The sequence below is a fragment of the Pseudochelatococcus lubricantis genome (assembly GCF_011762225.1).
Classification (GTDB): Bacteria; Pseudomonadota; Alphaproteobacteria; order Rhizobiales; family Beijerinckiaceae; genus Pseudochelatococcus; species Pseudochelatococcus lubricantis.
Window position 1 is genome coordinate 497069 of record NZ_JAASQI010000002.1, and the last position, 25789, is coordinate 522857.

The 25789-nt window shown below is 65.5% G+C and carries 20 protein-coding genes; 8 read left to right on the forward strand and 12 right to left on the reverse strand.

Going from position 1 to position 25789, the window contains the following annotated elements:
• The first annotated feature begins 5 nt into the window (after nt 1-5).
• From FHS82_RS06260 to FHS82_RS06280, 5 genes are all read left to right on the forward strand, one after another.
• Complete coding sequence (locus FHS82_RS06260) at nt 6-4361, forward strand: glycosyltransferase (RefSeq protein ID WP_166949927.1); 4356 nt, start codon at nt 6-8, stop codon at nt 4359-4361.
• Entirely contained in the window at nt 4358-5992 is a 1635-nt protein-coding gene (locus FHS82_RS06265) for a methyltransferase domain-containing protein (protein ID WP_166949931.1), read from the forward strand. Before FHS82_RS06260 ends, FHS82_RS06265 begins: the two co-directional genes overlap by 4 nt.
• Nucleotides 5993-6248: 256 nt before the next feature.
• Nucleotides 6249-7928, forward strand: coding sequence for a bifunctional aminoglycoside phosphotransferase/ATP-binding protein (locus FHS82_RS06270; protein WP_166949934.1), 1680 nt, complete (start codon nt 6249-6251; stop codon nt 7926-7928).
• A 105-nt stretch (nt 7929-8033) separates the two neighbouring features.
• Entirely contained in the window at nt 8034-9977 is a 1944-nt protein-coding gene (locus FHS82_RS06275) for a hypothetical protein (protein ID WP_166949936.1), read from the forward strand.
• 27 nt (nt 9978-10004) lie between these two features.
• On the forward strand, nt 10005-11618 hold the full coding sequence (locus FHS82_RS06280; RefSeq protein WP_166949939.1) for a PEP/pyruvate-binding domain-containing protein: 1614 nt from the start codon (nt 10005-10007) through the stop codon (nt 11616-11618).
• Between the two features lie 14 nt (nt 11619-11632).
• Here FHS82_RS06280 and FHS82_RS06285 read toward each other — a convergent pair whose 3' ends face one another.
• From FHS82_RS06285 to FHS82_RS06295, 3 genes are all read right to left on the reverse strand, one after another.
• A complete protein-coding gene (locus FHS82_RS06285) occupies nt 11633-12517 on the reverse strand; it encodes a uracil-DNA glycosylase (protein ID WP_166950260.1) in 885 nt (294 codons plus the stop codon).
• 79 nt (nt 12518-12596) lie between these two features.
• Complete coding sequence (locus FHS82_RS06290; RefSeq protein WP_166949942.1) at nt 12597-13544, reverse strand: DMT family transporter; 948 nt, start codon at nt 13542-13544, stop codon at nt 12597-12599.
• A 104-nt stretch (nt 13545-13648) separates the two neighbouring features.
• Nucleotides 13649-14401 (reverse strand): metallophosphoesterase, encoded by a 753-nt coding sequence (locus FHS82_RS06295; RefSeq protein ID WP_246225111.1) that lies wholly within the window; start codon nt 14399-14401, stop codon nt 13649-13651.
• Between the two features lie 246 nt (nt 14402-14647).
• Between FHS82_RS06295 and ettA the strand changes: the two genes are divergently transcribed.
• Together ettA and tam are read left to right on the forward strand one after the other, a co-directional pair.
• Nucleotides 14648-16303 (forward strand): energy-dependent translational throttle protein EttA, encoded by a 1656-nt coding sequence (ettA, locus tag FHS82_RS06300; protein ID WP_166949945.1) that lies wholly within the window; start codon nt 14648-14650, stop codon nt 16301-16303.
• Nucleotides 16304-16328: 25 nt separating this feature from the next.
• The gene (tam, locus tag FHS82_RS06305; RefSeq protein WP_166949948.1) at nt 16329-17120 is read left to right on the forward strand and encodes a trans-aconitate 2-methyltransferase; all 792 of its coding nucleotides are present in this window, start codon (nt 16329-16331) and stop codon (nt 17118-17120) included.
• A 21-nt stretch (nt 17121-17141) separates the two neighbouring features.
• Here tam and FHS82_RS06310 read toward each other — a convergent pair whose 3' ends face one another.
• The 9 genes from FHS82_RS06310 to FHS82_RS06350 all read right to left on the reverse strand — a co-directional run bounded on the left by FHS82_RS06310 (nt 17142) and on the right by FHS82_RS06350 (nt 24047).
• Complete coding sequence (locus FHS82_RS06310; protein WP_166949952.1) at nt 17142-18296, reverse strand: OpgC family protein; 1155 nt, start codon at nt 18294-18296, stop codon at nt 17142-17144.
• Between the two features lie 133 nt (nt 18297-18429).
• Nucleotides 18430-18765 (reverse strand): DMT family transporter, encoded by a 336-nt coding sequence (locus FHS82_RS06315; RefSeq protein WP_166949955.1) that lies wholly within the window; start codon nt 18763-18765, stop codon nt 18430-18432.
• A gap of 56 nt (nt 18766-18821) precedes the next feature.
• Nucleotides 18822-19727 carry an acetylglutamate kinase gene (gene argB, locus FHS82_RS06320; RefSeq protein WP_166949958.1) on the reverse strand — a complete coding sequence of 302 codons (906 nt, stop codon included), beginning with the start codon at nt 19725-19727 and terminating at the stop codon, nt 18822-18824.
• Between the two features lie 98 nt (nt 19728-19825).
• Nucleotides 19826-20194, reverse strand: a complete 369-nt coding sequence (locus FHS82_RS06325) for a DUF423 domain-containing protein (protein WP_377700211.1) — start codon at nt 20192-20194, stop codon at nt 19826-19828.
• 257 nt (nt 20195-20451) lie between these two features.
• A complete protein-coding gene (yihA, locus tag FHS82_RS06330; RefSeq protein WP_166949962.1) occupies nt 20452-21105 on the reverse strand; it encodes a ribosome biogenesis GTP-binding protein YihA/YsxC in 654 nt (217 codons plus the stop codon).
• Nucleotides 21106-21221: 116 nt separating this feature from the next.
• Nucleotides 21222-23063 carry a membrane protein insertase YidC gene (gene yidC, locus FHS82_RS06335; RefSeq protein WP_166949964.1) on the reverse strand — a complete coding sequence of 614 codons (1842 nt, stop codon included), beginning with the start codon at nt 23061-23063 and terminating at the stop codon, nt 21222-21224.
• Complete coding sequence (gene rnpA / locus FHS82_RS06340; protein ID WP_166949969.1) at nt 23060-23584, reverse strand: ribonuclease P protein component; 525 nt, start codon at nt 23582-23584, stop codon at nt 23060-23062. Before rnpA ends, yidC begins: the two co-directional genes overlap by 4 nt.
• 86 nt (nt 23585-23670) lie before the next feature.
• On the reverse strand, nt 23671-23805 hold the full coding sequence (gene rpmH, locus FHS82_RS21330; RefSeq protein WP_166949980.1) for a 50S ribosomal protein L34: 135 nt from the start codon (nt 23803-23805) through the stop codon (nt 23671-23673).
• Nucleotides 23802-24047, reverse strand: a complete 246-nt coding sequence (locus FHS82_RS06350) for a hypothetical protein (protein WP_166949984.1) — start codon at nt 24045-24047, stop codon at nt 23802-23804. The genes rpmH and FHS82_RS06350 overlap by 4 nt, the downstream gene beginning before the upstream one ends.
• Before the next feature lie 222 nt (nt 24048-24269).
• Here FHS82_RS06350 and FHS82_RS06355 point away from each other — a divergent pair, with 222 nt between their 5' ends.
• Nucleotides 24270-25766, forward strand: coding sequence for an FAD-dependent oxidoreductase (locus FHS82_RS06355; protein WP_166949987.1), 1497 nt, complete (start codon nt 24270-24272; stop codon nt 25764-25766).
• Nucleotides 25767-25789: the final 23 nt, after the last annotated feature.

A 25789-nucleotide genomic window follows, 5' to 3' on the forward strand; every position in this document is an offset into this window, starting at 1 on the left:
ACGACGTGAATCTGGTTCTCGCCGGGCGGCGCGATCCGGCGGAACCGTTTTCGGTCTGGAACTATCTCGATGAAAGCGGTCTCGTGGATCGCGTGCAATTCTTGCCCTACTACGAGCGATGCGATGCTTTTCCTGTAAAGAAGGAAGACTGCGATCTCTGGGTTGGCCGTGAGACACCGGCCTCACAGCTTTCCGCTGAGCGGCTTCTGGAGGCCGTTCAGGACGATCGCCGGCCGAGAGAGAAGGTTGCGTTGTTCGTGACCAGCTTTCATCCCCTCAAGTTTGAGGGAAATTCAGCCCTCATGCGTCAGTGGCTCGCATATCTGAAAGAGGCTGACTATCGTATTCACGTATTATACTATGGAATAGATAAGGAAACGATAGATGAGACTGTAAGAAGGCGCGCCGGCGGTGAGTATGATCTGTACAGGGAGATCGATGTCTCCACGCAGCTCGTAGGTGGCAACCGGAACGGCGTGAATGTGCACGTTGACGACTGGTGTGGGCGAGAGTTGCTCGACGGTGTTGCCGATCTGGTGGCGTGCTTCGAGTACGATGTGGCGATCGTCAATTATCCGTTCATGTCAGCAGTATTCGATGTCATAGCTTCTTATACAAAGAAGATACTGCTGACGCATGATAGTTTTGCCGATCGGAACAGGCGGCTTCTCGCCCAGGGGTACCCCGAAGCGAGTTGGGTCAGCCTTGACCATCGGGGCGAGCGGGCCGCGTGCGAAAGGGCCGACGTCGTCGTTGCGCTGCAGGAAGATGAGGCCGATCACTTCAGAGGGCTTGCCGGCGAACGCGCGGACGTCGTGACCGTGGGGCCGATACCGACGGCGATTTCGTTCAAGGCGCCGCCGCCTGCCGCGAAACTGCGGGTCGGGTACATCGGATCGGGCAATTACGTCAACGAACACAACCTTATCGCCTATCTTGAGGCCTGGCGCGAGAGCCCCCTTTTGCAGGAAGGGGCCGAACTGCTTATCGGAGGAGGCGTGTCGCTGTCGCTTGCGTATTACGCGCCGGCGGAGTTGCTCGCCGCCACCCGGCCCCGGATGCTAGGCAGGATGGATCACGTCGCTCGGCTGTTCGAGATGTGCGATGTGGTCATCAATCCTGAGCGCGGCGGGACAGGCATCAAGATCAAGACGCTGGAAGCTATGGCGCATGGCTGCGCGGTCATGACAACCGTGGCCGGCGGCACCGGCATCGGCAGCGCGAGCCGGTTCCACTCCGCTGCGGAGGTGCGCGATCTTGCAAGGCTGACAGAAGACCTTGTCGTCGATCGCGGGCTTCTGGACACCGTGCGGCAGGATACCGCCATTGCTTATGAAGCCTATGTAGAGCGCCATCATTCAGCCATGCAGGATCTGCTGGGGCCGATAGACGGCCGTCGCCGGCGTCCGCTCGTCCGCCAACGGTGCAGCCCGGTGCCGAGACTTGTCGTACCGCCCTATGTCAAGGCAACCGCGACGGGCTATCAACTGGACGAGTTCAGGAAATTCTTAGACCGCATCGATGTGCGCGGGAAGCGCGTCCTTGAGATCGGCTGCGATTTCCACCTTGCCACGGCCCGCCTTTTCGCGGCCAATGGCGCCGATTCCGTCGTGGCGACGACCATCGGCGACTGGCGTAGCGATGAGCCGCTACCCGCCAATGTCAAGTTCGTCGTCAGCGACGTCGCCGACGTGGATTTGCCCGAACAGGGTTTCGATATTGTCTATGGCATTGCAATTCTTGAGCATATTCCGGATATGGCGCGCGTGGCCCGTGCCGTCAGGCGCGCGTTGCGTCCGGGGGGAATTGCCTACCTGCAAGGTTGCCCGTTCTGGACGGGCAACCTTGGGCATCATATCTGGGTAGACCGGAGGCAGGTCGCGGCCGCAGGGGGAGTGCCGTTGGCGCTTGGTGAGAATGGTTCGGAAGTTATCTACAGCTTCGCCGACCCTGATCGGAATCCGATACCGGACTGGGCTCACTTGAACCATACGCCGTCGGAACTCAAGGAACTGCTTGTCGCGAAAGGAACGCCTTCCGCGCACGCGGAAGCCATCGTCCGTTGGGTCTATAATAAGAATGGACAGTATACAGGTTCATGTTCGAATTTCAGGATGCCGAGCGAAATTCTAGCGGCGCTGAGAGCTGAATTCGCCGTCGAGTTTAAGGCGATCACTTCCGAAAATACGGTAGATGCGGAATTCAAAAAGGCTCTTGAGCATCATTCCGAGTTCGATTTGCAGACGTTGGGGCTTGAGGTCTGGCTGTCTGATTCCTCTGCCAATCTGCCCTCTGCCTACGACGACGTACCGACGGTGTCGGTCGTCATTCCGGTCTACAACGTCGAAGAGTACCTTGAGGATTGTCTGCAGAGCGTCCTGACGCAGGATATGCAGGACATCGAAGTCTTGCTTGTCGACGACGCATCTCCGGACGGGTCGCGCGCTGTTGCGGAGCGCATTGCGGCGAATGACCCGCGTGTGCAGATACTCACGCATGCGGAGAACCGCGGCCTGGGACCGGCACGGAATACCGGGGCGCGGCGCGCCCGGGGAACCTATGTGTTCTTTCTCGACTCAGACGACAGGCTGGCCCGGCCCGATGCCTTACGCACTTTGGTCGCAGATGCGGAAATAGGCGGTCATCGCGTGGTTGTCGGCAGTTGCGAGCGGCTGCTGCCGGACGGTTCTACCGCCGAGTACGACCGCATGCACGATCGCCAGCGCCACGGCGCCCCCGGCAGCGTGCTTCGCGGCATGGATGCCTTCGTCGGGGCAATCGGCCTGCCGGACGCCGCCTATATACCGATGCGGGCCTGGGGCACGCTGGTCGAGCGCGCCTATTATATTGAACTGAACCTCGATTATCCTCCAGGTGAACATGAGGACATGGCGCACACGCCATTCCTGTACCTCAGATCCGACGGTGTCTTCTACGAGCCCGCCGTCGTGGTCCAGTATCGGCTGCGGCCGGGGAGCCTGTCCACCACGGGGTGGTCGCCCGCAAAAGTCCGTCGATATGCGTATCTGTGGCGCGAGACCGTGGCCCGGCTCAAAATGTTCAGCGTGCAGGAGCAGGTGGGCAACTTCGCCGCTCTACATGCTTGGCACCTGATATGGAAAATCGAAACGGATGGTATCTCGCCCGATGGAATGGCTGACTATGTTGCCGTCCTGAAAGAGATATTGCGTGATGCCGTAACCGCAACCAGTCAGAACATGGTCTCCAACCTGCTCGACATGATCCGGCGGTCGGCGCTCGGGCGTGACGGGGAGTTCAGCCGGGCACTCATTTCCCAATTCCCGGTCCGGTTCCTCATTGAGTACCACAGCGCCAAGCTTGGCCTTGAAAGTGCCGTTGTCCACGTGGAGAGGCCCACGCCGCCGAAGCTGCTTCCGCCGCGTAGCGGGAGAGACGCCGCGCTCGCCGTCAACGAGGCACAGGTGGCGGAGATATTTGCGGAATACGAGGACGGTGCGACCGAGAAGCTCAAATCCTTCCCGGCCATGCTGACATATGGCGATCGGGCGCTGTACTTTCACGCCGGCAAACACTTCCGTTTCCGGGGGGCCATCGTCGATGGCGGCTGCTTCGTCGGGGGAACCACCACGGCTCTTATCGAGGGGCTTCGCAACAACCCTCAGTTCGCGGACAGGACGGTTGGCGCCGCCCCGATCCGCGTCTACGACCTGTTCGAGATCGACGACGACTACATTCTGCAGCATCTGCGTTCGAACTATCCGAACCATGACTTTGCCGGAGAAACCAGTTTTCTCCCGATCTTCAAGGAAAATCTGAAGGGATATGCCCATCTACTCGATGTGAGGGCCGGCGATGTCACGAAGATAGGTTATCCGGATGACTGTGAAATCGAAGTGTTCGGAGTCGATTTCTGCAAGGCGCCGTCAATCACAGACTTCGCCGTCCGGGAGTTCTTTCCGAATATCATGGCCGGCGGCCTGGTCATTCAGCAGGACTTCATCCACGAATATCATCCGCATATCCACATCTCGATGATGCGGCTGCAGGATCATTTCGAGAAGGTGGTCGAGTTGAAATGGGGCGGCAGCGTCGCTTTCCGGTGCTTGAAACCGGTTACATCGCGGGTGGTCACGGAACGCTTCGGGCATGATCTGTCGTGGTATCGGGATGTCAACGAGAACGTCCGCCTGCTTCGGCAACTTATTGATACTTCGCTATACGATGAAAATCGGTGGAGTCTGATATTGACGCTTGGCATTTACTACCACTCCGCAGGTCGCATGGCCGAGGCGCGCGCCGCTTACAGGGAGGCCAGGGCGAAGCATCCCCTGCTTGAGCCCAATGCACTGACCCGACAGATGATCGGAGGCGAGGAATGACCATGAACCAGCAATTGCTCGCCGAACGAGTCGTCGCAGAATTGGGTGTCATTCCCGAGACGCCGGCCCATGGGCGCTATCTGCCTCTGGAGCGGGCGTATGAGATCGTGGATGAAACGATCGAGCACTTGCGACGCACGGGTGGCGCGCTTGAATACACGTACGTGCTGGGCCATCGTCGCCGTCTGGCGGCGTCGCTGACGATGATCCCCATGGCCGAGAAGGACGATGCCACCTGCCTGGACGTCGGCTGTTTCGGATACATGGCCTACTGGGCATGGCGATATCTCGGTTACGCGCACGTCGAGGGGATCGAGCTTCAGCCGGACGATCCCCGGCCGATCGTGACCAGAACGGTCGAGATGGAGGGAACCCGGCTCGATATCCGGATTCACAACTTCGATCTCGGTCAACAGGACTGGCCGATCGAGGAACGGTTCGACACGATCCTGTTCTTTGAGACGCTTGAGCACGTCGATAAAGATCACAGCGGAGTCATGTTGAACATCACAGAGCGGATGGGCGCTGAAGCCACGCTGGTGATGTCGGTTCCCAATTCTGTGTCCTACAAGACTCTCAAGGAGTTCATGAGCGGCGCTCCGCCGTGGACCTACTGGTTCTTCAGTCCCGATCTCAAGCATGAACCCCGCCATTGCTTTGAATACACACCGATTTTCTTCAAGATCCTACTGCGTTCGGCGGGGCTCGAGGAAACGGCGTTCCGAACGCTGTGCGCCTATGCCGAACCTGAAGCCCTGAGGGACGTTTTCGAGATCGGCGAGGCGCTCTCTATCGAACCCCGGTTCTTCGGGGAAACCATGATTGCGCAGGCGCGCAAGGTTTCCGAGAGTCCGCTGTTCCGCTATCCGGACTGCATTTACGACGGGGACCGCTACTACCGCACGACGGCCCCGCTGTTGCAGGATGTCTTCTGCAAGGCGCGGGATCGCTTCTTCCGGGAGCATTACGGTGCCGGAGAGCGGCTGAGGGCGATCGAGGAGGAATTGCGGAGCCAGGTGACCGCCGCCGAAGACAGGGCCTGCGCGCTGGAAATGACACTGCGGGAGGCCGCCGCGAGAAACGACGAGGCACATGACAGGCATCTCGCGCGTGAGGAAGAGTCGCGCGTCGCCCTGCGTGCGTTGGAGACGGAGCTGGAGGAGGTCACGGCCAGAGGCGACGAAGCGCTTTTTCTGTGCGACAGGTATCTCGCGCAGGAGGAGGAGCTGCGTAACGGATTGAGCGCCGCCGAGGAGGGGGCCCGCGCCGCCGGGGACAGGGTCAGTGCGCTGGAGAGGGCGGAGCAGGAGCTGCGGGACGGGTTGACGGCGGCTGAGGACAAAATCCGCGGGCTGGAAAGGGAACTGCAGGAGGCGGCCGCCAGAAGCGACGGGGCGCGTCAAGGGTATCGCGCCCGCGAGGAAGAATTGCGACGTCGCGAGGAGGAGGTGCGGAAGAAATTGCATGTTGCCGAAACGCATTATGACGCAATCGCCCGCAGTTCCTTCTGGCGGGTGACGGCGCCTGCCCGTCGGCTTGCGAACCGCTTTCCGCGGCTCAGGTCGCACCTGAAGGCGATCCTGCTTCCACCCGCCCGTGTCTGTCGCGCCGTGGTCCGCCGCCTGGTCTGACATTTCCGCTTTCCGCTGCCGATGACGGAGACATGGACTTCGAGACGTCGATACATGAGTTCCGTTTTCTCGAAGCTCAAAAAACCGGCTTTCCGGACGAGCGTCCGGATGCGATCGTGCGGCGGGTTCTCTGGTCCGAAGGGATATCGCCGTGCGTGCCTTCGCCGCATGGGCGCGCGACAGGATAGGAATGCCATGAACGGCTGATAAGTTCGTGTCATTGACATGAGGATCGCGCGATTCCGGGGGGCTGGAGATGAACGAGCGGCGGGAGTTCGGGGTGAAGGCCGTGGCGCGGGCAGATGCCGGACGGGAGGGGGAACAGGAGGATGTCTTCGCCTTCCTCGCGCGCCCGGAAAGTTATGCCCGTGCGGGGAAAGCTGCCGTAGAGGCGGTTCGGCGTATCGATACGCACGGCGCCGTGGTCTTTCTGGCCGGCGATGAGGTTTACAAGGTCAAGCGCGCCGTCCGATATTCCTTTATGGATTTCTCGACGCTCGAGAGGCGGCACGCGGTCTGCGAGGCGGAAATCGTGGCCAACCGCGCCAATGCGCCGGCGCTCTATCTCGGCGTGGCGCCGATCCTGCGCACGCCGTCGGGGCTCGCGCTCGGTGCCGACCGGCAGCCTGCGGCCGAGCCGCCGATGGTCGGGCCCCCTGGCGCCAAGCCGCCGCCCGAAGGAGAGGTCGTCGAATGGGCGGTGCACATGCGCCGGTTCGACGAGAACGCGACACTCGACAGGCTCGCCGAACGCGGCGCGTTGCCGAAGGACATGACGGCACGCCTTGCGGATATGGTGGTGCATGCGCATGCGGCGGCGCCGGTGGCCGTCGAGCCGGCGTCCGCCATCCGCAACCTCGGCACCTACATCGCCCGCAACGCGGAGGGGCTCGCCAGCCGGCCGGACCTGTTCCCGCCGGAGCAGGTGAAGGCGGTGAAGGCCGCGAGCCTTGCCGCCCTCGATGCGCAGCGCGGCCTGCTGCTGTCGCGCGCCGAAGCGGGTTTCGTGCGCCGCTGCCATGGCGACATGCACCTGCGCAACATCGCGCTCATCGATGACGCGCCGGTGTTGTTCGACGCCATCGAGTTCGACGAAAGCATCGCAACCGTCGACATCCTGTACGATCTCGCCTTCCTGCTCATGGATCTGTGGGATCGCGATCTTCACGGTATCGCCAACGGCGTGATGAACCGCTATCTGTGGGCGCGGGCGGAGGACGCGGATATCGCGGGGCTTGCGGCGCTGCCGCTGCTGCTGAGCATCCGCGCCGGGGTGCGCGCCATGGTGACGGCAGCCGCCCTGCCGCACCTCGCGGGCGAGGCTCTGGCAACGGCGGAGGGGGAGGCGCAGGCCTATCTCGCGCTTGCCGGCTCCTTCATCGCGCCCGTCCCGGCGCGGCTTCTTGCAATCGGCGGCCTGTCGGGCACGGGCAAGAGCACGCTCGCCGCCCTGCTGGCGCCGGGCTTCGGCCGTCCGGTCGGCGCGGTGCATCTGCGCAGCGACATCGAGCGCAAGAACCTGCTCGGCACGGCCGAGACGCAGCATCTGCCGCCGGAAGCCTACACGTCTGAGGTCACCGCGCGGACCTACGCGCGGTTGCGCCATCTCGCGGCACTGGCGCTCAGCGCGGGGCAGAGCGTCGTGGTTGATGCCGTGCATGCGAAGCCGGCGGAGCGGGCGGCCATCGGAGAGGTTGCGGCGCACGCCGGCGTGCCTTTCGACGGCCTGTGGCTGGAGGCGCCGCTGCCGGTACTGGAAGCGCGCGTCGAGGCACGCACCGGCGATGCGTCGGATGCCGACGTCGGCGTGGTCCGTGCGCAATCCGCCTATGATGTCGGTGCGATCGACTGGCAGCGGCTGCAGACGGGCGGTGGACCGGAAGAGGTCGCCGCTGCGGCCCGAGCGCTGCTGGATTGCGGCGCGGTCAAAACATGAGGAGTGGCGGGAGCCGTTTTTTATGACACTTTTGCGAATGATTTCCGGCAACGCGAATGTCATCGGAATCGGATAAGGGTGCCCGTTCTGCAGGAGGTGTGCATCATGACTGTCAAGACCGGTATCGTCGAGCATCTTGGAGAAAAGGCGATTCTCGTGCCCGATCTGCTGGCTGGCGCCTTGCAGGCCAATGATCGCGCGAAGCTGCGCATGACGGTGCTGCAGGAGGCCGTCGCCCACGCGCGCCATCCCGAGGCCGGGGTGCGCAGCCTTTCGGGCGAACTGCGGGCCGCCGGGATGGACGATCCCGCGCTTGAGGAGAGCATCAGGGGCGCGCGGCTACTGCCGGAGGACGCGGTACTGGTGCCGGGCGCGGACGACCTGGTTTCCGGCCTGCGGGGGGATATCGAGGCGATGATCGCCCCGCTCGATGCGGTGGCCGCGCCGTCGGCGGCGGATTTTTCTGCCCGGTTGCAGCAATTGCGCCTTGAGGAGTTTTCGGGCGAGACGGTCGGCGATGCGGAGATCGCCACGCTCACCTCCGCGAACCGCGAGGGGCGCGACACGGCGCATCTGCTGGTGATGGACCTGCACAAGGCACTCAACAAGCTCTCGACCGAGGTCTCCGTCGAAACGCTCGCCGGCGCCCACGTGCTGCATATCGCGGACGATGACCGGCCGCGCATCCGCGCGTTCATGCGCGGCGTCGACCGCACGCGCGGGCTTGCCTTCGGCCATCCGGGACTGGGGACGACGGCCGCGCGCAGCGGCGAGCGCCTCGTCATCCAGAACGACATCGGCACCACCGACGCACACGTGCTCGTCGTTGCCGTCGAGGCGGGTACGGTGACGATCACCTATACGGACATCCACCTGCGCCGGGCCCAGTTCTTCGTCGGCCTGTTCGACAGCTGGAAGATGGACTGGGTGCCGCTGGCCGAGCGCAAGGCGCGCGGCCTCGCCGAGGGCGCTGCCTTCTTCCTGGTGACGGGCAGCTATACCTCGCGCGACGAGAACGATTGCCAGGCGTTTCTGGAATATCTGGGTTCGCGGATCGTGTTCCTGATCGACTGGAACAAGGCGCGCAAGGCGTTGCAGCCGTTCGTCAGCAAGTCCGAGGCCGTGCGCCTGCTGCGGCAGGCAGCGGCGGAGGATTACGGCCACCGGGGCTTTCTGGAGCTGGGCGGGGCCGAACTGCTGTTCGATGCGATCCAGCGCAGCGCCGAAGGGCGCATTCCCTACGGCACGCGGCTCGACGCCGCGCTGGGGGCGACGCAGGCCTATGACCTGCTGGCCAGGGTGATGCGCCTTTCCAGCCAGGGGCTTGCCCAGCGCCGTTCCGCACGGCTGCTGCGTGACGAGGTGCGTGCGGAGCTGACGCAATGCGTCGTGTCGGTGGAGCGGGAGATCCTCGATATCGTGCTGCGCCAGCTCGGGCTTGCGCGCGACCTCGCGAGCATGATCCAGGACGCGCTCTCCGACGGGCGCGGGCTCAACCGGGAGGCAGCCCAGCGGCTCAGCCAGCGGGCGAAGCACCTGGAGGCGAAGGCGGACGTGCTGACGGTGCGCGCCCGCGAGATGGCGGAGGGGCCGATGGGACGCGGCCTGCGTTTCCTGCCGATTGTGAACGGTATCGAGGACGCGGTCGACGAGCTTGAGGAGGCGGTTTTCGTGCTCAGCATCGCCCCCGATCACGTGGCGACGGAGACGATCGCGCGGCCGCTGGGCGAGCTGGCGCGCACGGCGGTGGAATGCTGCTCCGGTCTCGTGCGGGCGGTCGCGGCCGCGTTGCAGGCGCCTGCGGGCAACCGGCGCGACACGGCGGACACGCTGGAGGGCATCGAGGACGCGGTGCAGGCCGAGAAGCAGGCCGATGCCGCCCAGCGCGCGGCGATCGCGGGCTTTATCGCTGACATCGACTGCGCGCGCACGCTGACGGTCGGCGTGGAGACGGCGCGCGCCATCGAGACCTCCACGGATCGTATCGCGCATGCCGCGCTCGTCCTGCGCCATTGCGTGCTCGACGATCTGGCGCCGTGGAAGTCCTGAACGGGAAAGTCTGGAGGAGAACCCGCAATGAGCGAGATCGAAGTTCATCCCGTGCTGATCGGCCGTTCGCTGTCCGGCAAGACCGCGTCCGATGAAACCGGCGTGAGCGCCCGCGACATCGGCTCCAAGGCGGCGCAGTTGCGGCTGATGAGCCGGCTCGGGCTGCGCGTGCCGCCAGCCTTCGTGCTGCCGACGGCGCTCTGCGGGCCGGTCAACCGGAGTGACGAGGATGCGCTGCGCCAGGTGCGCGACGCGCTGACGATGGGCATCCGGTTTCTGGAACAGGAGACGGGGCGCGTGTTCGGCGACCCCCGCCAGCCGCTGCTCGTTTCCGTCCGCTCGGGTGCCGAGCGGTCGATGCCGGGCATGATGGATACCGTGCTGAACGTCGGCCTCAACGAGGCTGCCGTGTACGGCCTGATGCGCCTTTATGGCGATCCGCGTCTTGCGTGGGACAGCCTGCGCCGCCTGCAGCAGGGTTACGGCGAAGTCGTGGCAGGGATCGGCGCGGGCGTTTTCGAGGAGCGCCTCGCGGTGCTCGTGGCCGAGGAGGGCGTGGCCGCCGACGCAGATCTTGACTCGGAATCGCTGGAGCGGCTGGCCCTCGACTACCGCCGGGCGATGCAGGGCATCGGCAAGCCGCTACCCGTCGATCCGGCCGAGCAGCTTGAGCGCGCGGCGCTTGCCGTCTACCGGTCGTGGGAGGCGCCGAAGGCGCGCGAGTATCGCCGGCTGAACCATTTCGAGGATCTGACCGGCACCGCCGTCACCGTGCAGGCCATGGTGTTCGGCAATGCGGGCGGCGCCTCGGGCGCGGGGGTGGCGTTCTCGCGCGACCCGGCCACCGGCGCGCCGGGCGTTTACGCGGACTTCCTCTTCGACGCGCAGGGCGAGGATGTGGTTTCAGGCCGCCGGCTTCCCGGCGACCTGTCGCTGCTGGAACGCCGGCTGCCTCACGTAGCGCGGGAACTCGTGGCGGGCATCGCCCAGCTCGAAGCCGCGCAGAAGGACATGCAGGACGTCGAGTTCACGGTCGAGGAAGGCGTGCTGTATTTCCTGCAGACACGCGCCGCCAAGCGTACACCGCGCGCGGCGTTGAAGGTCGCCGTCGATCTCGTGGAGGCCAAAACCCTGACGCCGGCCGAGGGCAGGGCGCTGCTCGCGGGCGTTGATCTCGACAAGATCGTGCTGACGCGCTTCGCCGGGGAAGAGGCGCCGGCCGCGACCGGTATTCCGGCGTCGCCCGGCACCGTCGCCGGGCGGGCGGCATTCGACTCCGAAACCGCGACGCGGCTTGCGGGCCAGCACGAGCCTGTGATCCTGATCCGGCATGACATCGCCACGGACGACGTCGCCGGCATCGCCGCCGCGTCCGGCACCCTGACGGCCGCCGGCAACCGCACCGCCCACGCCGCCGTCGTGGCGCGCCAGCTCGGGCGCGCTTGCGTCGTGGGTTGCCGCGCGCTGGGCTTCGCGAAGAAGGACGGCAGAACGAGCGTGACGATCGGCGATCACACCGTGTCGTCGGGCGACTGGCTCTCCATCGACGGTAGCTCTGGCGCCGTCTATCTCGGCCGGCGGGAGGTCGTCACGGTGCGGCCGGAGGCGGAACTCGCGATCGTGGCCGGCTGGGGAGCATAAGCGGGCGGGCGCTATTACGTCCCGGCGGGAGCTTTCGCCCGGGCGGTTTCGGCAAGCGCGTTCCGCAGGGCCTTGAAATCCTGCCAGGCGAGGCGCTTCTGCAATGGCTGGCGCAGCAGGTAGGCGGGGTGGAGCGTGGCGAGCGCGCGGATCTCCCGCCGGCCGGTGTGATAGGTGAACCAGCGCCCCCGTGTGCGCAGGATGCCATCCCTGACGCCAAGCAGCGCCTGCACGGACGGGCCGCCGAGGCACACGAGGATATCGGGGTCGCACAGCTCGATCTGCCGCTCGATGAAGGGGTGGCAGGCCGCTGCTTCCTGCGGTGTCGGCGTGCGGTTGCCTGGCGGGCGCCATGGCACGATGTTGGCGATGTAGGCGCCCGTCTCGCGGTCGAGGCCGATGGCATGCAGCATCCGGTCGAGCAACTGGCCGGATCGACCCACAAAGGGCAGGCCCTGGATGTCCTCGTCGCGGCCGGGCGCCTCGCCGACGAACATGACGCGCGCCTGCGGATTGCCGTCCGCGAACACCAGATTCTTCGCTGTGGCCTTGAGGCCGCATCCCTCGAACGAGGCGAGGGCCTCACGCAGCTCATCGAGGGTTTGCGCCGCCTGCGCGCGTTCGCGCGCGGCGCGGGCGGAGTCGTCGGCATTGTCGAAGCTGCGGATGCGGGGCGCTGCCACGGCGGGTTGCGGCTGCGGCTTGCTTTCGGGATCGCCTGGCGTCACCTGTGGCGCGTCCCTGTCCGGGAGCGGGGCGGGGCGCGCCTGCAGGCTTTGGGAAAAGCGATCCTGCGGCGCGTCGCCGACAGCGCAATCCACCCCGGCCTCGACATAGAAATCGAGCAGGGTTTCGAGGGCCGCATCGCGGACGCTGCCGGAAGGAAAGCTGTCGGACATGCGTGCAATATAGAACAGGCCGGGGCGGATGGAAACGCCCGTTCCGCGCTGCCCGGCCGTCCGCTCCCGAAAGAGGCCTTCAGGGGCGCGGCGGAAGGGCCGCGCCCTCCTGTTCCTGTTGCTGCGCGCGGGCGAGGCGCGCGTTTGCCTGCTCACGGAAAAACAGGAAGATGCCGGCGCCTACGATCACCGCCGCGCCGAGGAGGGTCGTCGCCTTCGGCATTTCGCCAAAGAAGACATAGCCGAACACCACCGCCCAGACGATCAGCGTGTACTGATAGGGCACGACGACGGAAGCCGGAGCCAGTTTCAGCGCGCGGTTCACGCACAGAAAGGCGCTCATCGAGACGACGCCGAGCAGGCCGAGCATGAAGAAGTCTGTCATGTCGGGCGTCACCCAGCCGAACGGCGCGGCGATCAGGCCACAGACGAGGGCCGCCGCGACCTGAACCGTGACGAGCTGCACATCGCCCGTGCCGCGCGACAGCCGGGTCGTCACCATCAGCCCGGAGAAGGCGACACTGCCCGCAAGCGCGATGAGCGACGGCCACGACAGCGCGACGATCGACGGCCCGAGCGCGATCAGCACGCCGAGGAAGCCCACGAGAACCGCCGTCCAGCGCGTCGGCCCCACGCGCTCGCCCAGAAACACCGCGGACATGGCCGTCACGTAGATCGGGCCGGCGAGATAGAACGTCATCACGTCCGCCAGCGGGAGATAGGCCACGGCCCAGTAGAACAGCGCCACATCCGCCGTGCCGCAGAGGGCGCGGATGATCTGCACGCGCGGATGCGGCATGTCGCGGAAGGAGGAAAGCCCGGCGCGCCAGATGAAGGGCGCGAGGATCGCGAACGCGGCAGCGGAGCGAATCAGCAGGATTTGCCCCACGGAATAAGTGGCGACGAGCCACTTGCCCATCACATCGTTGATGCCGAAAACGAACAGCCCGAACACCATCAGGCCGATGCCCGCGAGCGTCGTGTTGGCCGCAACCGGAGAAGAGCGGACGAAAGAAGTGTCAGACATGATGGGTAAGCCGTAAGCCGCTGAAAAAAGGCGATTAATCAGGACGCCTTGTGCCCGCGGACTATGTCAGATTTGCGGCTGTTTGGATAAGATGGAAGAAACGCCTAGCTGACCTGCAATAAACGCATTCGGTCGCCATGAAACACGAGGCCGGACAGGATTCCCCAGTTCACCACGCCGCTGTCGAGGTCGATGCGGTGGCGGTCGCGGAAGTCGACGGTCCGGCGCGGAATGTGCCCGTGAATCACCGCAACCCCTTCCGGATAAGGGCCGGGGCTGTCGATCCAGGCGCGGCGCGTCCACATCAGCGTGTGCGGATCCTGCCGGTCGAGCGGGAGGGCGGGGTCGATGCCCGCATGCACGAAGACCAGCTGGCCGATGCGGTGCATCACCGGCGTCGCCTCCAGCCACCGGGCGAGGTCCTCGCCAAATCTGGCGCGGAACTCCCCCGGCGAGATGCGCCACGGGTCGAGCCCCATCTGGGTGAACATGCCTTCGCCGCCCGCGTCCAGCCACGGCCCCAGCGCGGCCGGCGATCCGCCGAGATAGGCAAGCAGCCTGTCCTCATGGTTGCCGCGCAGGGTGATCGCCGACGCGCCATCGATGCCAGCGCGTGCCCGCACCAGCGCTTCCCGGTTCCGGGGGCCGCGGTCGATCAGGTCGCCGAGATGGATGACGGCGGCGCTGCGCGGGCCGAGTTCGTCCAGCTCCCGCCGGATGGCGTCGTGCATGGCGGCGAGCAGATGGTCGTGGCCGTGCACGTCCCCGATGGCGGCGACGAATTGCCCCTCCGGCAAGGTCCTGATCGTGGGCCGCCAGTCGAAGCGAAGCACGCTGGGCCGGGAAAGCATATGCATGAAGAGCCGGATCTGCTGGCATTACTAACGAGATCAATGTTAACAATAATAGTGGTGATTCCGTCATTCCATGCAAGTCGCAAGCGTACCGATAGCGCAGGAACGGTTTCACAGGCGCCTGAATTGCGCCGCCGGGCTTGAAGCGCGCGCCTGCGCCTGCTAACCCGTTTCCAGCAAATCTTTTCGGAAGCCTGCCGGCGCGGGCGGGCGACAGCGCGAATCGCGCGTCCATCGACAGAGAGACCAATGGCCTCCTATCAGTACGTTTATCACATGCATGGCTTGTCCAAGGCCTACCCTGGCGGGAAGAAGGTCCTCGACAACGTGCACCTCTCCTTTTATCCGGGTGCCAAGATCGGCGTGCTCGGCGTCAACGGCGCCGGCAAGTCGACGCTGCTGCGCATCATGGCCGGCACCGACAAGGATTTTTCCGGCGAGGCCTGGGCGGCGGAAGGCGCGCGCGTCGGCTACCTGCCGCAGGAGCCGCAGCTGGACCCCGCCAAGACGGTGCGCGAGAACGTCATGGAGGGCGTGGCCGAGAAGCAGGCCATCCTCGACAGGTACAACGAACTCGCCGTGAACTACTCCGACGAGACCGCCGACGAGATGACACGGCTGCAGGACGAAATCGAGGCGCAGGACCTGTGGGACCTCGACAGCCGCGTCGACCAGGCGATGGACGCTCTGCGCTGTCCGCCCGACGACGCCGATGTCGCGAAGCTCTCGGGCGGCGAGAAGCGCCGCGTGGCGCTCTGCAAGCTGCTGCTGTGGCAGCCCGAGCTTTTGCTGCTCGACGAGCCGACCAACCATCTCGACGCCGAGACGGTGGCGTGGCTCGAGGGGCATCTGCGCCAGTATCCGGGCGCGATCCTGATCGTCACCCACGACCGCTACTTCCTCGACAACGTCACAGGCTGGATTCTGGAACTCGATCGCGGACGCGGCATTCCCTACGAGGGCAATTACTCGTCGTGGCTGGAGCAGAAGCAGAAGCGCCTGCAGCAGGAGGGCCGCGAGGAAGAGGCGCGCCAGCGCACGCTGGAGCGCGAGCGGGAGTGGATTTCCGCCTCGCCGCGCGCCCGCCAGGCCAAGAGCAAGGCCCGCATCCAGCGCTATGACGAGCTGGTGCAGAAGGCCAGCGACAAGGCGCCGACCACCGCGCAGATCATCATCCCGATTGCCGAACGGCTCGGCAACAACGTCATCGAGTTCAACGGGCTGACGAAGGGCTTCGGCGACCGGTTGCTGATCGACGACCTCAGCTTCAAGCTGCCGCCCGGCGGCATCGTTGGCGTCATCGGGCCCAACGGCGCCGGCAAGACGACGCTGTTCCGCATGATCACGGGACAGGAGAAGCCGGATTCCGGCACCATCTCCATCGGCGAATCGGTGCAGCTCGGCTATGTCGACCAGTCCCGCGACGCGCTCGACGGCAACAAGACCGTCTGGGAAGAGATTTCCGGCGGCAACGACATCATCTACCTCGGCAAACGGGAGATCAACTCGCGCGCCTATTGTTCCGCCTTCAACTTCAAGGGCGGCGACCAGCAGAAGAAGGTCGGCATGCTCTCGGGCGGCGAGCGCAACCGCGTGCACCTCGCCAAGATGCTGAAGTCCGGCGCCAACGTGCTGCTGCTCGACGAGCCGACCAACGACCTCGACGTCGATACCCTGCGCGCGCTTGAGGAGGCGCTGGAGGATTATGCCGGCTGCGCCGTTATCATCAGCCATGATCGCATGTTCCTCGACCGCATCGCCACCCACATCCTCTCCTTCGAGGGCGACAGCCAGGTGGAGTGGTTCGAGGGTAACTTCCAGGACTACGAGGAAGACAAGAAGCGCCGGCTCGGCATCGACTCGACCATTCCGAAGCGCATCCAGTACAAGAAGTTCGGACGTTAACCCGCTGCGATAAGGGGACTGTGACATGACGACGTGGGACGCGCGCCAGTATCTGAAGTTTGAAGATCAGCGCACGCGACCCGCGCGTGACCTGCTGGCGCAGGTGCCGCTGGCGTCGCCCGGCCTGGTGGCGGACCTCGGCTGCGGGCCCGGCAATTCGACGCAGTTGCTGGTCGAGCGCTTTCCGCAGGCCCAGATCATCGGTGTCGACAACGCGCCCGACATGCTCGCGGCGGCGCGCCAGCGCCTTCCCGACGTGCGCTTCGTCGAAAGCGACATCGGCGCGTCTGTCCAGCAGGTGCAGGCCGGCGGTTGGGCGGGGGAGGGGCCGTTCGACCTGCTCTTCGCCAACGCCGCCCTACAATGGGTGCCCGACCATGCGGCCCTGCTGCCCGCGCTCGTGGATACGCTGGCGCCGGGTGGCTTGCTCGCCGTGCAGATGCCCGACAATCTCGACGAGCCTTCGCATCGCCTGATGCGCGAGGTGGCGGGCGCAGGGCCGTGGTCCGCCCGCCTCGCGGGTGTGGAGCGGCTGAAGCTCGCTTCCGTGGACGCCTATTACGATATGCTTATCCCGCACGTGAGCCGCGTCGATATCTGGCACACCATCTACCAGCATCCGCTCGACAGCGTTGACGCCATCGTGGAATGGGTGAAGGGCACCGGGCTGCTGCCCTTTCTGGCACCGCTCGACGATGCGGAGCAGTCGCTGTTCCTCTCCGACTACGCGGAGAAGCTGGCGGAGCACTATCTGCCGCGGGCGGACGACAAGGTGCTGCTTGCCTTCCCGCGGCTGTTCATCGTGGCGCAGAAGTAAGAGCGGGCGCGCCTCTCGCCATCAGGCGCTCGCCGCGATCCCGCCGGATTTTTTCGCCGTGCCTGCAAGCGGCGCCGGCCCTTCCAGATAGCGCGTCAGCCAGTATAGGCACATGATGCCGGCGGGAACGACCGCAAGCCCGGTCAGCGTGTTGCCCGAAAGGCGCAACCCTTCCGTCAGCGTGGCGAATATCTGGCCGGCGCTGCTGAGTACCGATCCGAGCGCGAAAATCGCCAGCCCGTGGCGGCCTATCAGCGCCATCGGCCTGCCGAACGGCCACTGCAACAGCATGCCGCCCACGCGGAAGCGTGCCAGCAGGTACGCAAGCGCCAGAAAATGCGCCAGCCGCATCACGCCCATGTCTGTCTTGTCGAAGCCGCCGAGGGCGCGCGCCGCATCGAACAGCCCCGGTTCAAGGCCGAACATGTTGGTCGTCAGCACGACGCCGGCGGCGACAAACAGGGAGCATACGGCCGTCAGCCACGGCAAGGCCTGCAGTTGCTCGCCGGAGCGCCTCATCACGATCACCGCGACGACGCCGATCACGAAGGCGAACTGCCACGCGAAGGGGTTGAGAAACCACAGCCCCTCCACCGGCCAGCTCGGCAGGTTCACCTGCGGCGCCTGCGCGATGGCGTAGATGATGAACGACACGATCAGCGTCGCCATGGGCGAGCGCCATGCCGCGAGCAGGATGAACGGCGCGCACAGCATCAGCAGGATGTAGAGCGGCAGAATATTGTAATAGCCCAGTTGATGCCCCAGACTCATGATGCCGAGCAGCGCTGCGGCGGGGTCATCGAAAATCACATCGCGGCCATGGCCGAGGATGAAGGCCTCCCGGCCTGTCAGCACGAAGGCATTGGCGAAGAGCGCGATCGCCGTGAATGTCAGCAGCAGGTGGATGGCATAAAGCAGGAAGGCGCGTCGCCACGCCTTGTTCAGCGCGCCGAGCGTGTCGCCGCGCGACATGTTGCCGCCATAGGCCAGCGCGACCGAAAGGCCGGAGATGAAGACGAAGGCTTCGGCTGAATCGGAAAAGCCGAAATTGCGCGGCGTGACGGACTCGAAAATGTTGCCGGGCACGTGGTTGATGAAGATGATGACAAGCACCAGCCCGCGCCAGAAGTCGATGGTCTCGATCCGGCCCGTTGCCGTTCCGCTTCGCCTTTGCAATGCGTTGTCCTCCTTGCGCCGATTGTTCCGGCGCAACTGCGCAAACGTGTTTCTGAATGGATTGTTCCGATCCAAGAGGGCGCGGTGTGCGCTGTCGCACATACGGCGCCGTCAGGACCGGTGTGAGGCACGGTCAATGGCCGACGGTTTTCGAGAACAGGTTGATGACCAGCACACCGCCGATGATCATTGCGAGCCCGGCAATGGCGGGAAGATCGAGCTTCTGCTGGAAGGCGACGAAGCCGACGAGCGCAATGAGCACGATGCCGATGCCGCTCCAGATCGCATAAACGATGCCGACAGGAATGAACTTGAGCGTCAACGACAGGAAATAGAACGAAATGACGTAACCCGCCACGGTAATAAGGGAGGGGACGAGGCGCGTGAAGCCTTCCGCCGTCTTCAGCGACGATGTCGCGATCACCTCGCAGACGATGGCAATCGCCAGATAAATATAGGCGTTACTCATGAAAATCCGCTTCGACAGGCGATACCGGCCGGGCGCCGCCCGGCCGGCCGGTAGGCTCAGGGCGTGATGAGCGTGCCGGCGCCGTGGTCGGTGTAGAGTTCGAGCAGCACCGAGTGCGGCACCTTGCCGTCCAGGATGACGACGCCCTCGACGCCCTGTTCGAGCGCGTAGATGCAGGTCTCGACCTTGGGAATCATGCCGCCGGTGATGGTGCCGTCGGCGACGAGGCGGCGGCAGTCGTCGATGGTGAGCTGCCGCAGCAATTGCTTGTTCTTGTCCAGAACGCCGGGCACGTCGGTGAGCAGCAGCAGGCGCTTGGCCCGCATGGCGCCCGCGATGGCGCCGGCGAACGTGTCCGCGTTTATGTTGTAGGTAGCGCCGTCCTCGCCCGGCGCGACGGGGGCGAGCACCGGGATGAGTTCGGCCTTCAGCACGGCGTCGAGCACCGCGCGGTTGACGCGCTGAGGCTCACCCACGAAGCCGAGATCGACGGCCTTTTCCTCAAGCGATTCGGGATCGACGATGCTGCGCGTCACCTTGCGGGCGGTGACCATGTTGCCGTCCTTGCCGCAGAGGCCGACGGCCCGCCCGCCTTCGGCCGCGATCGTGCCGACGAGCTGCTTGTTGATGGAGCCGGCCAGCACCATCTCCACCACTTCGACGGTGGCCTTGTCAGTGACACGCAGGCCCGCCTGGAACTCGGACGTGATGCCGAGCCGCTTCAGCATGCCGCCGATCTGCGGCCCGCCGCCGTGCACCACGATAGGCAGCACGCCGGACTGTTCGAGCAGCACGACATCCTCGGCGAAGTCCTCCGCTGCCGAGGCGTCGCCCATGGCGTGGCCGCCATACTTGATCACCACGACCTGCTGGTCGTAGCGCTGCATGTGGGGCAGCGCCTGAACGAGAATCTCCGCCCGGGCGAAGACGTCGGGCAGATCGGGGGGAGAGTGGTCGGTCATGACGGGCGACGGTCCTGCAGTGCGATTCGCATCTTTTGTTGCTGTTCTACAGGACATAACGCGCCGTGTCGCCCGCGTTTTTCAAGGGCCGAGGACCATCAGGCGTCGCGTCTCGCGGCAAGGGCTGCGATGGCGATGACGAGCCATCCGGCCATCAGGACCGTTCCGCCGGTGGGGGCCGCCATGTAGAACAGCGTCTTGCCCTCGACGGCGCGCAACGCCAGCTCGCCGCTGAACAGCGCCACGCCGGAGAAGACGAGTACGCCGCCCGCGTGCGCGATTCCCGCCCGCACGAGACCGGTGCGGATGAGGGCCGGCAAGGCGATAAGCGCGGGGGCGTGAAACAGCAGGAAGTTCGCCGACGTGCCGAGCCCGGTGCCGGGCCCCGTCACATGCGTGGCCGCCGCGGCGGCGGCGGTTCCCAGCAGGCCAAAAAGCGCCCCCAGCACGACGAGCGCGCGATCCATGATCATTCCCCCGGAAGGTATGTGCGCAATCCAAAGGACGACTCAGCGGCGCGGCTCTGGATTTCCATCCGCCTCACCAGACCATTTTTACGTTTCTTTGAAACGCGACAATGGTCCATCTCTTTGGTCCATCTCTTTGCATTTACGCAATTCCGAACACAAAGCGGTGTCCCCCCTTTGCTGAAATTGCCTTATCGCATCAACGGGCTGTTGCGGGAACTGCGACAAACCGTCGTCCGCGTCCGCGACAGAAACCTTCAGCCTGCGCGCTCGTGCAGCAGCCGGACAATCGCCGCCTGCAGCGCGTCCATGCCGTCGCCGGTGCGGCTCGACGTGGCGATGACGCCGGGATAGGCGGCGGCGCGGCGCACGACCGCCTGTTCCGTCGTCCGGATACGCTCGGCCAGCGGGCCGGGCTTGAGGGCATCCGCCTTCGTGAGGACGATCTGGTACGACACAGCGGATTTATCAAGCGTATCCAGCACGTTGAGATCATTGTCCTTGAGGCCGTGGCGCGCGTCGATCAACACGTAGACGCGCGCGAGATTGGCACGGCCGCGCAGGTAGGCATGGATGAGTTCCGTCCACGCAGCGACCTTCTCCTTGCCCACCGCCGCATAGCCGTAGCCGGGCATGTCGACGAGGGTGAAGGCGTGGGGCTGGCCTTCGCCGATGCGGAAGAAGTTCAGCTCCTGCGTGCGCCCGGGCGTGCTCGACGTGCGCGCCAGCGCCTTGCGGCGTGTGAGGGCGTTGACGAGGCTCGACTTGCCGACGTTCGAGCGCCCGGCGAAGGCGATCTCGATGCCGTGCATGGGCGGCAGGCCGCCCAGCGAATCGGTGCCCCAGAAGAAATCCGCCTTGCCTGAGAACAGCTTGCGGGCAATGTCCTGATAATCGATCTGGTCTGTCATTCGGGCTTTATCAACCGGCACGCCCCGCCACGCAAGGCCGCTTCATGCAAGAGCGGCGAAGAACGGGCCTTTCGGCCCGCCCTTCGCCGCCGTGAGATAACGGAACAGGCCGGGGATCAGCCGCTTTTGGCTTCCTTCTTGCGGAACATGCCGCGCAGGTTGTCCCACAATTCGATCTTCACACCGTTCCGGTGCATGATGTAGCCCTGCTGAATGACGGAGAGCAGGTTATTCCACGACCAGTAGATCACCAGGCCCGCCGGGAACGATGCCAGCATGAACGTGAACAGGATGGGCATCCACGTGAACATCGTCTGCTGGATGGGATCGGGTGGCGCCGGGTTCATCTTCATCTGGATGAACATGGTGAAGCCCATGAGCACCGGCCACAGGCCGATTATCAGGAACGGCCCGAGCACCGGCACCTGCGAGGGGTCCCACGGGATGAGGCCGAACAGCGTGAGGATCGGCAGCGGATCGGGCGCCGAGAGGTCCTTGATCCAGCCGAAGAAGGGCGCCTGCCGCATCTCGATGGTAATGAACAGCACCTTGTAGAGCGCGAAGAAGACGGGGATCTGCACCAGCATCGGCCAGCAGCCGGCGATGGGGTTGATCTTCTCCTTCTTGTAAAGCTCCATCAGCGCCTGCTGCTGCTTCGTCCGGTCGTCCTTATAGCGCTCGCGGATGGCGACCATCTCGGGCTGCACGGCCTTCATCTTCGCCATCGACGCATAGGAGCGGTTGGCAAGCGGCAGGAAGGCGAGCTTCACCAGCACCGTGACGATCAGGATCGCGACGCCGAAGTTGCCGACCAGCTTGTAGAAGAAATCGAGCAGCCAGAACATGGGCTTGGTGATGAAGTAGAACCAGCCCCAGTCGATCAGCAGGTCGAAGTTCTTGATGCCGAGGTCCTGCTGGTACTTCGAGATCGCCGCCACTTCCTTGGCGCCGGCGAAGAAATGCACCCGGCTTACGACGCGGCTGCCCGGCGCGACCTCCTGCCCACCGCCGAGCAGGTCGGCCTGATAGACGGGCTGGTTGTTCGCGCCCGTGCGCAGGGAGAAGCGGCCCGTGTAGGGCGTGGACTGCGCGGGCACGAGCGCCGTCGCCCAGTATTTGTCGGTTATGCCGAGGAAGCCCCCGGTCACGTTGTCGAACACGGCGCCCGTACCGCCGGTGGGCAGCGCGTCCTTCTTGGTGAGGTCGGCGTATTTGATTTCCTGCAGGCCGTGATCGCCGAGAACGCCGATCATGCCTTCGTGCAGCAGGTAGAAATTCTCGGTGTGCGGCGTGCCACGCCGCGACACCAGCGACCACGGATGCAGCGTGACCGGCGCTGCACCTTTGTTCTCGACGCTGTCGGTGACGGTGAACATGGCGTCATCGTCAACGGCGATGACGCGCCGGAAAACGAGGCCCTCGCCGTTGTCCCACGTCAGCGTGACCGGCGCAGCGGTGGTCAGGCGCTCGGCATCCGCCGTCCACATCGTGGCGGGCGAAGGCACCGCCGCAGCGCTGCCGCCCGCCGTCACCCAGCCGAAATCGGCGAAATAGGGGTGCGGGCTAGCGGCCGGCGACAGAAGCACGATGTTGCGGCTGTGCGGGTCGACTGTCTCATGGTACGCGCGCAGTGACACATCGTCGATGCGCCCGCCGGTGAGCGCGATCGATCCCGAAATCTTCGGCGTGTCGACGGTGATCCGGTTGCCGCCTGCGACGGCCTGATCGCGCGTCAGCACAGCGGCGGGCGCGCTCGCTTCCGGAACGCCGCCAGCCGTTGGCTGCGCCGGCGTGGGCACGGCGGCATCGGTCGATTGAGGCTGCTGAGTCGTTTGCTGCTGCGTGGCTTGCTGCGCGGGCGGCGGCACGACCGGTTCGGCAAAGAAGTACTGCCAGCCGAACAGAATCAGAAACGACAGGGTGATGGCCAGAATCAGATTCTTTTGGTCGCCGCTCATGAATGATCCGTAGGGTTTCGCTGTATGGTGCCGTGTGGGCGGTCGGTAGCCTTGCCGCGCCTTCTGTGCGAGGGACGGCCGTCTCGGCCCAGAGGATTACCCTGTCGCGGCGGCGAGGAAAAGGCCCGTTTGAGATCGGAGGCGATGATGTCCATCGGCGCTGTCAGCAGCTCGCCGCGCCCAACGATCACGAAATCGATATCCGCATTCGGCCAGAAGGCCCGCACGTCTTGCAGTGCGGCGCGCAGCCGGCGCCTGATGCGATTCCGCCCCACGGCATTGGCCGTCTTCTTGGTGACGGTCAGGCCGAAGCGCGGGCCGCTGACAGGAACGCGCGAACACACCGGCACGGACACACCGGAGTCCCCGGGTGCTTCGGAGGAGCGCTCGTGAATCTGGACGGTCATGCGGCTGGAATGAACACGGCGACCCGAGGCCGCCGTCAGAAACTCCGCCCGCTTGAGCAAACGCGGCAACCGCGAGGAGCGGCGTCCGGATGCTGACTGTTCGGTTTCGTTCATGACAGCGATCCGGGATTCGGCGCCGTGTGCCTGCCCGATATCCGGCTGGCCCGTCGGAAAGAGGTTAGGCCCGCCGAAAACCGCTGTCAGGCGCTCAGGCGCTTGCGGCCGCGCGCGCGGCGCGCAGCGAGAACGGCGCGGCCGCCCTTGGTCGCCAGGCGCGCACGGAAGCCGTGGCGGCGCTTGCGAACGATCTTGCTCGGTTGATAAGTCCTTTTCACGGCCCTGAACTCCGGTCGCACGAATAAAACGAAACGCGCGCGACGAGGCCGCTCGCGCCTTTGACCGCATCGGTCATCCCGACGGCGGTCAGATAATCTGGTGATTTCGGCTGTTGTAAAACAACAAACGGCGCCCACGACAGGCACCGCCATACCGAAACCGGCTTATGGCCGGATTTTTCCCAAAAGTCAACGCCGACTTTGCCGACTGACAGTCGCGGGCGGGCCGCGGGCCGGGTCATGCACGCGCTGCATTGCTTCGCGGCGGCCGCGCCGGGCCGCCGCGTGGCGTTTCCTTTTGCCCGCCGGCCGTTTGTCGGTTATCACGAACGGGTTACCCCCGGCGGCCGGGCATGCTGTATCGGGCCATGCATTTGGAGGCGATGGATGAATGGATCATCACCTTTGGACATTCAGGCCGCCAGCGCAAGGCCCGGCGTGCGCACGGGCAGGGGGGCCGCAGGATGACGCATGAACCGCGCCTGCCGGCCCCACCCCCGCCGCGTCCCGCCGAACGTGTGGATATCTGCGTTCTCGGACCCGGCGCTGGCGGAAGGTTCGTCGCCGTCAAGGCGGCCGAGGCCGGAGCGTCCGTCGTCCACATATCGCCGCCCGGCTGGGAGCGGGGCCTGCCCGGCCTTGCCGTGGGCACACGCGCCTTCATCGAAGCGGCGGCACTCTTTCATGCCCGGACGGCGCTCGCGACTCTCGGCCTGGCGGGCGCGGAGGCGGATGCCGCCCGCCAGAACCTGCGTCCGACGGGCGAGGGGCTCGCGCGCCACCTGCACGCCGCCGCGGAGGCACTGGCCGGCGGTCTCGCCGACGCACGCCTGCGGGCACTGAGAGTGCGTGTGCTGTCGGATGTCGCGCGCTTCGAGAACGCGAAGACCCTGCGCGTGGGCGACGAACGTTTCGCCGCCCGCCACTTCGTGCTGGCGCCGGCATTGCAATGGGCCATGCCCGCCATTCCCGGCCTCAACGAGATCGACTGCCTGACGCCCGACCGCCCGCTCGTCGCCTCGCGTCCCGTTGAGCGTCTGGCCGTCATCGGCACCACGGATGCCGCGCTGGCGCTGGCGCAAGCACACCGGCGGCTCGGCGCGCGGGTGACGTTGCTGCGCGGTGAGGAGCCCGCGGATGCGACTCCCCTGGACGAGGAAGCCCTGCGCCATGTCCTGATGGGACTCGAACGCGACGGCGTCGCCGTGCGGACGGACCTTGCCGCCGTGCGGATCGAGGCGCATGGGCGCGAGGCGCTGGTGCATGCCGCGGGCGCCGCCGACACGGAGACCTTCGACGTCAGCCAGGTGCTGGTCGCGCCGCCGACACGCGCTGTCTTCGGCGATGCCGCGTGGCAGGAGGCGCAGGTAGCCCTGCGCGACGACGGCGCGCCCGTCCTCGATGCCTTCCAGCGAACCTCCAACCGCCGCATTCAGGCGATCGGCGCCATCGGCGGCGGCGATCTTTTTTCCGCCACGCTTGAGCGGCAGGCTGATGTGATCATCGATCACGTACTCTCCGGCCGGAAACTGAGGGCGATGCCGGCCACGCGCCTTCTTCCGACGTCGCCGGAGGTGGCTGTCGTCGGACTGACCGAGAAGGCCGCACGCGGGGAAGGGGAGATCAGGGTCTTGCGCACGTCCTTCGCCTGGCACCCCGCCCGCGTCGCGCGGTATCGCGGCAGCGATCCGGTTGCGGGGGAAATCAAGGTGGTCGCGCGGCGCGACGGCCGCATCGCGGGCTGCACGATCATCGGCGAGGGTGCCGGCGACATCGCGGGCCTGTGGACCTTGGCCATCACGCGGGGGCTGAAGCTCGCCGACCTCGCGGACCTCGCGTTTCCGGATTGCAGCCGCCACAGCCTGACCCGCCGTGCCACGCGCCTGACGGTTTTCGGCTGGCCGCGTTCGGCCGGCCTGCTGCTGCGCCTCGCGCGTTGGTGGTGGAAGCTGCGCGGCTGAGGCGGGGCCATGGATCGCGCGGC